Genomic DNA, 13,222 nt, shown 5'->3' with positions numbered 1-13,222 from the left:
CTACTGTTCCGGCCGGACCCGCAGGACTGCCGAACCGGTAATCCTGTCGGCAGCCAGGTCCTCAAGTGCCTTGGCCGCAGCCTGGAACGGGTAGGCCGTGGTGGTGAGGGTAAGCGAAAGCCTGGCTGCGAGAGCCAGGAACTCACGCCCGTCAGCCCGGGTATTGGCTGTCACGCTCCGCACCTGCCGTTCAAAAAAGAGCTCCCTGGTGTAATTGAGGGCCGGGATGTCGCTTAGGTGGATTCCGGCGATGGCAAGCGTTCCGCCCCGATCCAGGGCGCGCAGCGCAGCCGGGACAAGGTCTCCAACCGGTGCGAAAAGAATGGCGGAATCGAGCGGTACCGGCGGCTGGTCATAAGCGTCCCCCGCATAATCAGCTCCCAACTCCAGGGCGAGCGACCGCGCGCCGTCAGACCGGGTCATGACATACACGGAGGCGCCCTGTTTAAGCGCCAGCTGGGCGGTGATGTGGGCAGAGCTGCCAAAGCCGTAAATGCCAAGACGGCCACCGACGGGAAGGGCGGCGCGCTTCAGCGCGCGGTACCCGATGATGCCCGAACACAGCAGTGGTGCCGCCTGCTCATCCCGGAAGGTTGGAGGTACCGGGTAGGCAAAATCCTCCGCAACCGTCAAGTACTCGGCATAGCCGCCATCCCTGTCCCAGCCGGTGAAGACGGGCGACTGGCACAGATTTTCATCACCCCGGCGGCAGTAGTCGCACCTGCCGCAAACCCCGCCAAGCCACGCCACACCCACCCTGTCGCCAGTCCTGAACCGGGAGCAGGCAACTCCTGCCTCAACAACCACGCCGATTGCTTCATGCCCGGGCACAGTCTGCGCACGGTGCGGTGCCAGGTCTCCTTCAGCGAGGTGGAGGTCGGTGCGGCAAACACCGCAGACAGTCACTTCCACCAGGAGTTCGTTGGCCGCAGGCGTAGGAGTGGCACGGAGTCCCTGAACCAGCGGGTGGGTGGATATGGGGCCCGGCCCGTTCACCCACCATGCGCGCACGGTGTCTCCTGCCCGTAATTCCTACTCGAAACCGGCGCGGGTTGCGTCGTCCAGCGAGGTTTGCCACAGCAGTGGTGCGTCCACCGTGAAGCGCCTCCCCGTTATCGACTCCGGCGTGATGCGGATGAAGTGCTCCTGCCCCACGCCCTGCCATGGAAACAGCGCCCGCTTGACGTCATCCAGGTCAGGGCCCGTGGGCGTCGCTTCAACAGCCGTGCCTTTGACCACGACGCTCCATGCGAGCCCGAATTGGGAGCTGACCGCATCTGCTTCGAGGGCCACGGTGGCTTCCGACTGGAGGGCCTGGTGCTTGGTACCGCCGCCGGTGCGGAAAACCAGCGTCCTGCCGTCCACCTTGTAATTGACGGGAAAGACATCCGGATGGCCATCGGCGATGACGGCCAGGCGCCCCACCCCGGTCTGGGCGAGGAGCGTCCAGCACTCGACCGCGTCAAGGATTTCCGGCACAGGCACGTTCGTTTTCTCAGTCATAGGCCACAGCGTAGGCAACTCTCCCGCCTGCCGTAAGGGCATAAAGGCCCGGCCTACAAGGAAGGACCAATGCCCAAGGAAGGACCAATGGCACTTGGGGTCCGGCCGGCCCAATGGGACGCTGTGGGGACGCCCGGGAAACGCTCATCTTCCGGTGAAAGGTGGCCCATGCTGACCCATCTGTTCCTCAACCGCCTGCTGTGGGCTGTTGCCGGACTGCTGGCACTCGCCGCTGCGGCAACGGGCCTTTGGCGGCCCGGAATCTACAACAGGGTGGTTGCCGCTGACCTGATCCCCGGCGCCTACTCCCAGGACCTGCTCTCCGTCGCGGCCGGGCTCGCGTTGCTGTACCTGGCCTACGCGGTTGGCCCGCACAGGGCCAAATACCAGATCGTGGCACTGGGGCTCCTTGGCTACCTCTTCTACGCATACGGGATCTACGTCATTGAGCGGACGTACAACGGCCTGTACCTGCTCTACATGGCAGTCTTCGCAGTGTCATTCTGGGCCATGGTCACCGCCGGGGCCACCATGGACCGCGACGCGCCATCCGCCTCCCTTCCCCGTGCACTGAGGCTGGTGTCAGCGGCCGGTGCCATCCTTCAGCCGCTGGTCTTCTACCCTCTGTGGATCGGGATGCTCCTGCCCCTGATGCGGAGCGGCGAGCAGATTGACTCCCTCTACTCGATCTTCATCCTGGACCTTTGCTTCATCATGCCCGGGTTCCTGATCCTGTCCTTCCTCACGTACCGGGGCCACCGTACGGGACTGCTGCTTCTCCCGGCCCTGTATGTCCTGGGTTTCACCCTCATTTTCTCCCTGGCGGTGGGTGAACTGGTCAAACCCCTGTTCGGTGCAGAACCAAGCCTGGCCGCCTTGCTGCCCGCCCTTGGGCTCTCGGGGCTCTTCCTGGTGCTCGGAAGCCTGCACATAGCCAAACTCCAGGCACTGGATCCGCCGACAGCCAGTCCCGCCGGCCCGCAGCCCAACCATCAGCTGTCCGCGCAAGCCGGCGGCGAACGTCGGAGAATCCGTCCCACACAGTAAGGAGAGACACATGAAAGCCCTCGTCTACGGCGGACCGGGTGACAAGTCATGGACTGATGTCCCCGACCCCCGGATCCAGCAACCCGGCGACGTCATCGTCAAGGTCGATACCACCACGATCTGCGGCACCGACCTGCATATCCTCAAAGGTGACGTACCCGCCGTCGAAAAGGGCCGGATCCTGGGACATGAGGCGGTGGGAACCATCGTGGAAACCGGGCCTTCCGTGACCGGCCTGAAGGTGAATGACCGTGTCATCATCTCGTGCATCAAATCCTGCGGCCACTGTGCCAACTGCAAGACCGGACTCTATTCGCACTGCCTGGGAGGCGAAGGCCAGGAAGGCACCGGGTGGATCTTCGGACACCTGATCGACGGGACCCAGGCGGAGTATGTCCGCGTGCCGTACGCCGAAAACTCGCTGCACCTGCTGCCCGCGGGCGTCAGCGACGAACAGGCCGTCATGCTCTCCGATATCCTCCCCACCGGATTCGAAATAGGTGTCCAGTACGGCCGGGTGAAGCCCGGCGACACCGTGGCCGTTGTTGGTGCCGGGCCGGTGGGCCTGGCGGCGATCACCACGGCAGGACTGTACGGCGCAGCGACTGTGGTGGCCATCGACCTGGACGCCAACCGCCTGGCGAAGGCAAGGGAGTTCGGCGCCACGCACACTGTCCTTTCCGGCAGCAGTGACTGGAAGGAACAGGTCCTGGCCCTGACCGGCGGACAGGGCGTCGATGTGGCCATCGAAGCTGTTGGCATGCCGGCAACATTTGGCATGTGCACCGACATAGTGCGGCCGGGTGGATCGGTGGCGAACGTTGGGGTGCACGGAAAACCGGTGGAGCTGCACCTGGAAAACCTGTGGATCCAAAACATCAACATCAGCATGGGGCTGGTGAATACCAACACGACGCCCATGCTGCTCAAGCTTGTGGCCCAGGGAAAGATCAGGGCGGAGAAATTCGCCACGCACCATTTCAGTTTCGACCAGTTCCTTGACGCCTACCACACGTTTTCCCGGGCAGCCGAAACCAAGGCCCTCAAAGTGATCATCACGGCGTGAGACCGCAGGCCGCTACAGCCAGTCGGCGGAAAAATCGACCGGCGGCCACCAACGGGTCCGCGGCGTGACCGCGAAACGGCGGCCGGTGATATCGGTGGGGGTAATGGCCACCAAGTGGTCCTTGATCCCCGGTTCCCAAGGTTCCCGGTCGGCGTCTTCCTCCGGAAGCTTCATGCTGGCTTCATCGAATGGCTGCGGCCTGCCCTTGGCGACAACGCTCCAGACCTGAGTGGCGTATGGGTTGAGGCCGTCCACCTCCAAGGCGGCAACCGAGCCGCTGAGCAGGGCACGGAGCTTGGTCCCCGGCGCCGTGCGGAACAGCAGGGTGTCACCGGCGACCGAAAAATTCACGGGAAAAATCTCGGGAACGTCACCGTTGATGACCGCCAGCCGCCCGATATAGGAGGACCGAAGGTACCGCCAGCACTCCTCAGCGTTCAGTATTTCCGTTTGAGACCCTGCAGGGGAGTCAGTCATGCTCCGATCCTAAAGCCTTGACAGCCGCACCGCATCGCAATGCCGGCGTTCACCCACGGCGTAGCTCCACCGGGAGTGGACCGTGCCCGGCCATTGTTGTCTCCCGTAAGGACCCGTAAAGGGCATGGATTGCCGGAAGCGGCACCAGACCGGAGGTGCGTCATGGAACAGGCGCGGGAACCCATATCCACCGGAGACGAGGACGTCCTGGACTCGTACTCGCAAACGGTCATGCGTGTCGCGGCAGCGGTTACGCCCCACGTGGCAGCCATCGAGATGACCGCGAATAGGGGCAACGGCAGGGTGAGGGTGGGCGCCGGCTCGGCCGTTCTCTTCACGGAGGACGGATACCTGCTCACCAACTCACACGTCGTGGCAGGCACCCGGCACGGTTTTGCGGTGTTTGGAGACGGGAGCCGGATGGAACTGGAACTGGTGGGAGCCGACCCCCTGTCCGATCTAGCAGTGGTCCACGGTTCGCGGCCCAAGGTGCCACCTGCTCAGTTCGGCGCGGCCGAGACCCTGCGCGTGGGCCAGCTTGTGATTGCCGTCGGAAACCCACTGGGCCTGGCGGGGTCAGTCACCGCGGGCGTGGTCAGCGGTTTGGGCCGGGCCATTCCAGTCTGGGCGGGCGGCAACAGGAGAGTGATCGAGGACGTTATCCAGACGGACGCAGCGCTGAACCCAGGCAACTCCGGTGGAGCGCTGGCGGACACGCACTCCAGGATCGTCGGCATCAACACCGCAGTGGCGGGCGCCGGGCTGGGGCTCGCCATACCAATCAATGCCACCACCCGCAGGATCATCTCCGCGCTCCTGTCAGACGGGAGGGTACGCCGTGCCTACCTGGGCCTTGTCAGCACGCCCATCCAGCTCAACCCCAGCGCTGTGATCCGCAGCGGGCTGCGCGAAGGGCTCCGCGTCGTGGAGGTGCTGCCCGGCTCGCCGGCGGACAAAGCAGGCCTTGCCGCGGGTGACATTATCGTCACCGCCGGAGGCCGTCCCGTCAGCAACGCGGAAAGCCTGCAGCGGCTCCTGTTTTCCGATGCCATCGGCGAGCCGCTGGACGTGAAGGTACTCCGCGACGGCACCGAGTTGCACCTCACCGCCGTCCCGGAAGAAATGACAGGCAACGGCGCAGGATAATGCCCGACGCCGGACCGAAGGTACCCGGGGCACGTCACCTGGGCGGGCCTAGGGACGGACCGGAGGCGCTTCCACGTCCGCGATGCCCACGAAACGGGTCCCCACGCCGTCGTACTCGCTGCGGACGCACCCGGGGCGGACGGCGGGAACATCGGAAGGCGCATGATGGCTGCATACCACGTAGGTGAAGTCCGGCCACCACTTCTTGGGCCGGGCCGCCTCCTCATAGCCACAGACGGCGCATTCCAGGTGCACCCACACCGGCCGCTTGCCCGTCCGGTTGGCGCGCGACTGCACCAGCCATGGCGGAGGATTGTCGAGGATGGCGCGGAGTTCGGCCTCCGTCATCCACTTCGGCAGGCCGTGGCGCTGCGCCATCTCAAGGGGAACATCAAGGGTTATTGCGGCGTCGCGTCTGCTGATCATCACCTTCCACCATACGGGAGGCCGCCAAATCGCCGGCCGGGCCCCCAACGGGAACAGCGTCGTTAGGAAGCCAGTGCACTGCCAGCGGCCGCGGCAGCAAAGCCAAGGCCCAGGTTAACCGCCACGTTCAGGGCCGCGGCGCCGAACCGTGCTTCGCTGAGCAGGCGGATGGTGGCGGTGGTCCACGAACTGAAGGTGGTAAGTCCGCCGGCCAGTCCGGTGGCCAAACCCACCTGCCATTCCGCGCCAAGTCCCAGCCCGGCGGTCAGGCCGTGTGCCAGACCGATGATGAAGCAGCCGACGACGTTGACCAGCAGGGTGGCCCAGGGCCAGTGCAGCGCCGCACGGCCATCGGTGCGGACGCTGCGGATGCTGCTGTGGTGTGCAAACCAGCTGTCGATCCCGAACCGCAGAAGCGCTCCGGCCACGCCAAACACTCCCACCAGGGCTGCCGTGATCATGCCGGGCCCCGGTTCCGGGCGATGAGCCTTCCGGTGCGCCAGCCCAGGCCGGCCGCCGAAAGACCGAGCAACAGCGACAAGCCCAGGTAGAGGAGCCATACGGGGTGCTCACCCGCGCGTGCCAACTGGTCGGAGGCGAAAATGACCGCGGAAAAGGTGGTGAAGGAACCCAGCAGGCCCGGCCCGATGCCGGCGCGCAGCCAGAAGGCCGTGTGCGGGCGTGCCATCCAGACGGTGGTCAAAGCCGCGAGGACGAAACTGCCGATGATGTTGATGCCCAGCGTGGCCCACGGGACCGAACCGGGCACGTCCGGAAACGCCAGGCCCAGCCCGTAGCGCAGCTCACTGCCGATCAGCCCGCCGACGGCGACAGCCAGCCAGGCACGGGCGGTGGGCAACGCCACGTCAGAGCCCGTCCAGGGCGCAGCCGGCATGCGGCGCGTCGCTGGAGACCCAGAGCGCCGAGGCGATTTCCTCAGCGAAATCGTACTCACGGGCGCCGCCGGGACCACCGATCCGCACCACCAGGGCTCCGCCGAAAGGCCGCCGTCCCACCACCTCGACGTCCGCATCAAGGTCGATGGCCTGGGCTGCCAGGTAGCGCAGCAGTTCCGGGTTGTCGTCGCTGATCCGGGTGATCCTGCCGGTATGTCCCTGGTCCAGCTCGGCGAGGAGGTGCGCGCGCGGCATCAGCACCTGCCCGTCCGCCGTGGGGATTGGATCGCCGTGCGGGTCACGCTTCGGGTCCCCGAGCTTGGCGGCGACCCGTTCGATGAACGTGTCCGATACGGCGTGTTCGAGTTGTTCAGCCTCATCGTGGACTTCGTCCCAGCTGTATCCGAGCCGCTGGACAAGGTATGTCTCGATCAGCCGGTGGCGCCGGACCATGGACAGCGCCAGCCGCAGGCCGGCCTCGGTCAGCGTGACGGCGCTGTAGGGCTTGTGGTCCACCAGGCCCTGGTCCTTGAGTTTGCGGACCATTTCCGAAACCGAGGAATTTGCCACACCCAGCCGCTGTGCGAGCTGGGAGGACGTGATGGGCTTGTCCTGCCATTCGGTAAAGGAATAAATGACCTTGACGTAATCCTCGATCGAGGAGGAGGGCGCGCTGGTCTTCACGAATCCAAGCCTACCGGCTCTGCAGGCGCCATACGGGATGCGCCGTCATGCCTTGACGGCCCGCCAAGCCAGGGTGAGGTAGGGAAGGTCGATTTCCTGGTCAGGGGTGTAGGCAAGGTGTTCGTGCAGGTACCAGTCCAGGTTGGCCAGGACCTTGGCCCGCGTTGACTCGCCGGCCCGGAGGTAGTAGCTGCGGGATTTAGTGAGTTCCATCAGGTCCGTGGTGTCCACTGTGTCCTGCCAGTGGGTGACATGCCCTTCGAGCCCCTGGAACTCCGGGCCGATGACGGGCTTGTGCCCCGGCCGGTAGACGTCGCCTGCGTGCATGATCCGGGAGAGCCGGTGCACCCAGGGCACTGAGGTGTCCAGCTGGTTCCACACCAGGCCGAGGGTTCCGTGCGGGCGCAGCACGCGGGCCAGTTCGGTGCTTGCCGCCAGGGCGTCGCACCAGTGCCACGCCTGGGCTACGGTGACGACGTCGAAGCTGGCGTCGGGCAGGCCTGTCGCCTCGGCAGTCCCCGGCATCGCCGTGGCAGCCGGGTAGTGTTCCGTGAGCTGGGCGAGCATGTCCGCCGAGGGGTCCACGGCCGTGACGTCCAGCCCCATGTCCAGCAGCAGCGCGGTGAACTTTCCGGTACCGGCACCCACGTCGAGGGCTTCATGGGCGTCGGCGGGCACCAGCCACCGGGCTGACTCCTCAGGGTAGCCGGGCCGGACGCGCTGGTAGTGCCTGCCGCCGTCCTGGAAGCTCTGGCCCAGTTCCCTGCGCCGCCCGTGATCAAGCTTGGGGCCACCCCGAACCACGCGTGGCCTCCTTCAGCTGACGTCCTGCGGTACCTTTCGAATTTACCGCATTCCCCTGACACACGGTCAGCCGGCTGAAACAGGAGTGGCCGGTCTCCCGCGTCAGTCGTCGATGCAGGGCGCTGCGCCGGCTGTTCCAGGGGTGTTGGGCGCCCAGTGCGGGTAGGTGCGGGTGTCGTTGGCAGGGACCCAGCGGCCTGCGTCCACCACGTAGTCCCAGCCCAGCCCGTTGCTCCGGAGCGCCTGGATGCCGGCCAGCAGGCGCTCGGCATCTTCCAGGCGCGAACCGACGCCGAAGCTGGCGCGGAGGGAACCGGACGGCAGGCCCAGGCGCTTCAGCAGGGGATGGGCGCAGAAGCGCCCGTCACGCAGGCCCACGCCATGCTCTGCCGAAAGGTACGCCGCCACCAGTCCTGCGTCGTAACCCTCGACGGAGAAGTTGACCACCCCGATGGTGTCCGTTTCGGGGTTGGTGTCCTTGAAGATCTGGTGAACCGTGACGCCGTCGATCCGCTGGAGTCCCTCCACCAGGAAGGAGCGGATGGCGGACTCGTGGGCGTGCCAGCGTTCCTGGTCCAGGCCGGCAATGACCTGGCTGGCGCGGGCCAGCGTGGCGGCCCCCAGGACGTTCGGCGAGCCCCCCTCATGGCGGGCCGGGCCGGTGGCCCAGCTGACGCCGTCGAGCCTGGCTTCCTTGACGGCGCCGCCCCCGGCGAGGTGCGGGACGCCGGCGTCCAGCCAGTCCGGGCGTCCCACCAGGACGCCGGCGCCGAAGGGCGCATACAGCTTGTGGCCGGAGAAGGCGAGGTAGTCGACGTCATCCGCGCTGATGTCTATGCGGCGGTGCGGCGCGAGCTGGGCCGCATCCACCACGATCCGTGCGCCATGTTCGTGGGCCAGCGCGGCCAGCGCCCGGATGGGGAGGATTTCGCCGGTCACGTTGGAGGCCCCGGTGACCGCGACCAGGCTGACACCGCCCTGTCCAAGCTCGGCACGTACGGCCTCAAGGGTGCCGGTGATGGTGTCGGCGGCGACGATGCTGCGGTGCGGGACGCCCTGCCACGGCAGGAGATTGGCGTGGTGTTCGATGTCCAGGTACAGCACTTCGCCGTGGTGGCGGCCATCGGTCACGGGAAGGCAGCCGGCCAGCAGGTTCAGCGAATCCGTCGTGTTGCGGGTGAAGATGACCGAATCATCCGGGCGGCCGCCCACGAAATCCCTGACGATGCTGCGCGCGTTCTCGTACACGGAGGTGCTGATCTGGGATGCGTATCCTGCCCCGCGGTGGACGCTGGCGTAGTAGGGGAGGATCTCATTCAGGTAAGCGGACACTACGGACAGTGCCGGGGCGGAGGCGCCGTAATCGAGGTTGGCGTACCGCACGTGGCCGCCCGAAATCAGGGGCGCCTGGATTTCGGCGCCGGTGACGGCAGCGAGCGGCCGGCCGGCTGCGGCGTGGCGTGCATGGGGGACGGCAGCTTGGGCAATGACGGGCTGGGGGGAGACGGTGGCAGTTGTCACAGAGACCTCACTTGGTACAGGACTCCGGCATAGTGGAATCCGCGCTTGCCGCATCCGCTCCGGACCGGCCTGGTCGTCACCCGGGGCACCCCACCGCGAATGGAGGGTTGCCGGCCAGCAAACCGGGGTTTTGCGCTGGCACTCGTGACCTGCATAAAAGCGTAGGACATGGGGCGGCCAGGACTGAAGCCGCGGCAATTGTTAAGGGCTTTGTTACGCGCCGCCGAATAAACGACGCCGGGCACCTGCCTTGGGAGGTGTCCGGCGTCGCATTATTCGTTCAAACGTGGAAAGCGCGTGAGTTACAGCAGATCGTCCAGGTACGGGTTCAATCGGTGCAGGACCTCCGAGTGCAGGATTGAGTTCGTGGCCAGGGCGTTCCCGCCGAACGGGCCGTCCTCGCCTTCCAGGGATGTGAACCGGCCGCCGGCCTCCACCACGATCGGCACCAGGGCAGCCATGTCATAGAGGTTCAGCTCGGGTTCGCAGGCGATGTCCACGGAGCCCTCGGCCACCATGCAATACGACCAGAAATCCCCGTAGGCCCGGGTCCGCCAAACGTCCTCGGTAAGGCCGAGGAACTCGTCAAGGTTTCCGCGTTCCTTCCACCCGCCCAGGCTGGAGTAGGAGAGGGAGGCGTCGGAAAGCTTCGACACGTTGGACACGCGGAGGCGGGTGGCGGCGGCAAGGGACCTGCCCATGTACGCGCCCATGCCTTTCGCCGCCCACCAGCGCTTGCCCAGGGCCGGGGCGCTGACGACGCCTACCACCGGTTCGCCCTCATCCACGAGGGCGATCAGCGTGGCCCATACGGGAACGCCGCGGACAAAGTTTTTGGTTCCGTCAATGGGGTCGATGATCCAGCGCCGGGAACCGTGGCCGGTGCTGCCGAATTCCTCGCCCAGGACGGCGTCGCGGGGGCGTGAACGGGAGAGCTGGCCCCGGATGGCTTCCTCGGCGGCCTTGTCCGCGTCGGTGACCGGCGTCAGGTCCGGCTTGGTCTCAACGTGGAGGTCCAGGGCCTTGAAGCGGCTCATGGTCTGGTCATCCACGGAGTCGGCCAGGACATGGGCCAGGCGCAGGTCATCGTTGTAGCTCGAAGCGGGTTGGATCATGGTTCCAAACTACCGTCTGTGGACGGTTCTGCCGGGAGAACGCGTCAGTTGACGCTGCCGAGCTCCTTGGTTTCCTGTGCTTCCATCCTCGGGTCCGTGCCAAGCAGGCGCCGCAGCGAGGCCAGCCGGGCCGCGCCGGTGGGACCTGCGTGTCCGCCTGCCACCCAGTCGTCGAGGCCGCAGTTCACTGCGGTTGCGGTGTGCTTGCAGCCCCGTTCGCAGTTCTCGATGCCGGGGGAGAGGTCCGGGAAGGAGCGCAGGATGCGGTCAGGGTCCACGTGCGCCAGGCCAAAGGAACGGATGCCGGGGGTATCGATGATCCAGCTGCCGGGAGGCGCGTCCGCCAACCGCAAGGCAAGGGCCGACGACGACGTGTGGCGGCCGCGCCCGGTCACGGCATTCACGCCGCCGGTGGCCCGCTCGGCGCCGGTCAGGGCGTTCACCATGGTGGACTTGCCGACGCCGGAGTGCCCCAGCATAACGGTGACCTTGCCATCGAGATGGTCCCGCAGCGCCGCCACTGCGGCGCTGTCCAGCCGCGCCGAGAGCCCGTCATCGGACCGGGCATCGATTCCCGACGCCTGCGCATCCGCCGTCTTGCTGATGATCACCGGGAAGTCCAGGTGCGTGTAGTTGGAAAGCAGGTCCGCGGGGTCTTTGACGTCGGCCTTGGTGACCAGCAGGATGGGTTCGATTCCGGCGTCGTATGCGGCCACGAGCGCGCGGTCGATGAACCCCGTGCGGGGTTCCGGGTTGGCGGCAGCCACCACGATCACCAGTTGGTCGGCGTTGGCCACCACCGCGCGCTCAACGGGGTCGGTGTCGTCGGCGCTGCGGCGCAGGAGGGTGTGGCGGTCCTGGATCTTCACCAGCCGGGCAAGCGTGTCCGGCGCGCCGGAGACGTCCCCCACGAGCGAGACGAAGTCGCCTGCCACAACGGGCGAGCGCCGAAGTTCCCGGGCGCGCGCGGCAATGACAACGCGCTCATTCTCCGAGTCCTCGTCCACTACCGCGGTGTACCGCCCGCGGTCCACCGTGATGATCCGTCCGGTCACGGCGTCGTCGTGGCTGGGGCGGTCTTTGGTGCGCGGCCGGGAGCCCTTCTTGCTGGGACGGATCCGAACGTCCGATTCGTCCCAGGAATCAGTGCTCCGCGCCACTGCCGCGCCCTTCCGGTCCGGCGGCGGACCCTTCTCCCTGGGCCAGCATGCCGGCCCACAGCTGCGGGAAATCCGGCATGGTCTTGGCCGTGGTGCCGATGTCCTCCACCTGTACGCCTTCGACGGCGAGTCCCAGGATTGCGCCGGCCGTGGCCATGCGGTGGTCGGCGTAGCTGTGGACGACGCCGGCGTGCAGCCGGGCGGGCCGGATCACCAGGCCGTCGCTGGTTTCCTCGGCGTCGCCGCCCAGCCGGTTGATCTCCGATACCAGGGCCGCGAGCCTGTCCGTCTCGTGTCCCCTCAGGTGGGCGATGCCGCTGAGGCGGGAAGGCCCCGTGGCAAGGGCACACAGGGCCGCGACCGTGGGAGCCAGTTCACTGGTGTCCGCGAAGTTGCCGCCCTTGATCTCCGGGCCGCCGGTGACGGTCAGGACACCGTCAGCCAGGGTGACCGAGGCGCCCATGCTGGCCAGGATTCCGCGCCACAGGTCCCCCACCTGCTGCGTTTCAGCAGGCCAGTTGGGAATCCGTACGGTGCCCCGCGTGGCCAGGGCCGCGGCCAGGAAGGGCCCGGCGTTGGAAAGGTCCTGTTCAATCCGCTGGTCGAAGGCGCGGATGGGTCCCGGCGCCACCACCCAGTGGTTGGGGACGGAGTCGTCCACTGAAACGCCGGCACCGCGCAGGACGGCCACTGTCATGTTGATGTGGTCCAGGCTGGGTACCGGCTTGCCCACGTGTTCCAGGTGCAGGCCGTCGTCGAACCTTGCGCCCACCAGGAGGAGGGCGGAGACGAACTGCGAGGAGGCGCTGGCATCGATCACCAGATGGCCGCCGCGGACTGCGCCGTTGCCTTCCACCACAAAAGGGAGCGACGACGGCGCGCTGCCGTCTTCGGCGGAAACGGCCACGCCCAGGGCCTTGAGGGCTTCGATGATGGTTCCCATGGGGCGCTTGCGGGCGTGGGGATCGCCGTCGAACACGCTGGCTCCGTTGCGGAGCGCCGCCAGCGGCGGAACGAACCGCATGACGGTGCCGGCAAGTCCGCAGTCGATCCTGGTGTGGGACGCGGCCGCTGCCGCCGGCAGCGGAACCACCTCCAGGTCGGGCCCAAAGGCACCGTCCCCGGGCACTTCGGTGATGACGGCACCGAGCTGCCGCAGTGCGTCGACCATGAGTGCGGAGTCCCTGGAATGCAGGGGGGCCCGCAGCCGGGAGGGGCCGTCCGCGAGGGCTGCCAGGACCAGGTACCTGTTGGTCAGGGACTTCGATCCGGGCACCGTCACGGTGGCGTTAACGGGCCGGGACGCAAGGGGTGCGGCCCAGTGCTGGACAGGCGTTCCGGACCCGTCCCGGGTGGCAACTGCTGCGGTCATTCGTG

The 13,222-nt window shown here is 66.8% G+C and carries 15 protein-coding genes and 1 riboswitch; of the genes, 3 read left to right on the top strand and 12 right to left on the bottom strand.

Going from position 1 to position 13,222, the window contains the following annotated elements; genetic code table 11:
- Both ASG79_RS01995 and ASG79_RS01990 read right to left on the bottom strand, forming a co-directional pair.
- Entirely contained in the window at positions 1–1,011 is a 1,011-nt protein-coding gene (locus ASG79_RS01995) for a zinc-dependent alcohol dehydrogenase family protein (RefSeq protein WP_056388049.1), read from the bottom strand.
- A gap of 21 nt (positions 1,012–1,032) precedes the next feature.
- A complete protein-coding gene (locus tag ASG79_RS01990; RefSeq protein WP_056388047.1) occupies positions 1,033–1,503 on the bottom strand; it encodes a pyridoxamine 5'-phosphate oxidase family protein in 471 nt (156 codons plus the stop codon).
- A 168-nt stretch (positions 1,504–1,671) separates the two neighbouring features.
- Between ASG79_RS01990 and ASG79_RS01985 the strand changes: the two genes are divergently transcribed.
- Both ASG79_RS01985 and ASG79_RS01980 read left to right on the top strand, forming a co-directional pair.
- On the top strand, positions 1,672–2,550 hold the full coding sequence (locus ASG79_RS01985; protein WP_056388190.1) for a hypothetical protein: 879 nt from the start codon (positions 1,672–1,674) through the stop codon (positions 2,548–2,550).
- Between the two features lie 10 nt (positions 2,551–2,560).
- The gene (locus ASG79_RS01980; RefSeq protein WP_056388046.1) at positions 2,561–3,616 is read left to right on the top strand and encodes a zinc-dependent alcohol dehydrogenase family protein; all 1,056 of its coding nucleotides are present in this window, start codon (positions 2,561–2,563) and stop codon (positions 3,614–3,616) included.
- 12 nt (positions 3,617–3,628) lie between these two features.
- Here ASG79_RS01980 and ASG79_RS01975 read toward each other — a convergent pair whose 3' ends face one another.
- Complete coding sequence (locus ASG79_RS01975; protein WP_018768459.1) at positions 3,629–4,093, bottom strand: pyridoxamine 5'-phosphate oxidase family protein; 465 nt, start codon at positions 4,091–4,093, stop codon at positions 3,629–3,631.
- Between the two features lie 162 nt (positions 4,094–4,255).
- Between ASG79_RS01975 and ASG79_RS01970 the strand changes: the two genes are divergently transcribed.
- Complete coding sequence (locus tag ASG79_RS01970; protein ID WP_056388045.1) at positions 4,256–5,239, top strand: S1C family serine protease; 984 nt, start codon at positions 4,256–4,258, stop codon at positions 5,237–5,239.
- 48 nt (positions 5,240–5,287) lie between these two features.
- On the opposite strand, the gene ASG79_RS01965 is transcribed toward ASG79_RS01970, so the two are convergent.
- The 9 genes from ASG79_RS01965 to aroA all read right to left on the bottom strand — a co-directional run bounded on the left by ASG79_RS01965 (position 5,288) and on the right by aroA (position 13,217).
- Positions 5,288–5,665 (bottom strand): hypothetical protein, encoded by a 378-nt coding sequence (locus ASG79_RS01965; RefSeq protein ID WP_018768457.1) that lies wholly within the window; start codon positions 5,663–5,665, stop codon positions 5,288–5,290.
- A gap of 62 nt (positions 5,666–5,727) precedes the next feature.
- Positions 5,728–6,126: a fluoride efflux transporter FluC gene (locus ASG79_RS01960; protein WP_056388044.1), complete on the bottom strand. Its 399-nt coding sequence runs from the start codon at positions 6,124–6,126 to the stop codon at positions 5,728–5,730.
- The gene (locus ASG79_RS01955) at positions 6,123–6,560 is read right to left on the bottom strand and encodes a fluoride efflux transporter FluC (RefSeq protein ID WP_056388043.1); all 438 of its coding nucleotides are present in this window, start codon (positions 6,558–6,560) and stop codon (positions 6,123–6,125) included. Before ASG79_RS01955 ends, ASG79_RS01960 begins: the two co-directional genes overlap by 4 nt.
- Entirely contained in the window at positions 6,532–7,245 is a 714-nt protein-coding gene (locus ASG79_RS01950; protein ID WP_018768454.1) for a metal-dependent transcriptional regulator, read from the bottom strand. Before ASG79_RS01950 ends, ASG79_RS01955 begins: the two co-directional genes overlap by 29 nt.
- A gap of 45 nt (positions 7,246–7,290) precedes the next feature.
- Positions 7,291–8,049: a class I SAM-dependent methyltransferase gene (locus ASG79_RS01945; protein ID WP_056388041.1), complete on the bottom strand. Its 759-nt coding sequence runs from the start codon at positions 8,047–8,049 to the stop codon at positions 7,291–7,293.
- 102 nt (positions 8,050–8,151) lie between these two features.
- Positions 8,152–9,570 (bottom strand): aminotransferase class V-fold PLP-dependent enzyme, encoded by a 1,419-nt coding sequence (locus tag ASG79_RS01940; RefSeq protein ID WP_056388039.1) that lies wholly within the window; start codon positions 9,568–9,570, stop codon positions 8,152–8,154.
- Positions 9,571–9,606: 36 nt separating this feature from the next.
- Positions 9,607–9,720: riboswitch (SAM riboswitch) on the bottom strand.
- A gap of 152 nt (positions 9,721–9,872) precedes the next feature.
- Positions 9,873–10,685, bottom strand: a complete 813-nt coding sequence (hisN, locus tag ASG79_RS01935) for a histidinol-phosphatase (protein WP_018768451.1) — start codon at positions 10,683–10,685, stop codon at positions 9,873–9,875.
- 44 nt (positions 10,686–10,729) lie between these two features.
- A complete protein-coding gene (gene rsgA / locus ASG79_RS01930) occupies positions 10,730–11,845 on the bottom strand; it encodes a ribosome small subunit-dependent GTPase A (RefSeq protein ID WP_018768450.1) in 1,116 nt (371 codons plus the stop codon).
- Complete coding sequence (gene aroA, locus ASG79_RS01925; RefSeq protein WP_056388038.1) at positions 11,829–13,217, bottom strand: 3-phosphoshikimate 1-carboxyvinyltransferase; 1,389 nt, start codon at positions 13,215–13,217, stop codon at positions 11,829–11,831. The genes rsgA and aroA overlap by 17 nt, the downstream gene beginning before the upstream one ends.
- Between the last annotated feature and the right edge of the window lie 5 nt (positions 13,218–13,222).

Source organism: Arthrobacter sp. Soil761, from assembly GCF_001428325.1.
GTDB lineage: Bacteria > Actinomycetota > Actinomycetes > Actinomycetales > Micrococcaceae > Arthrobacter.
This window is presented reverse-complemented; position numbering and strand designations above follow the sequence as displayed.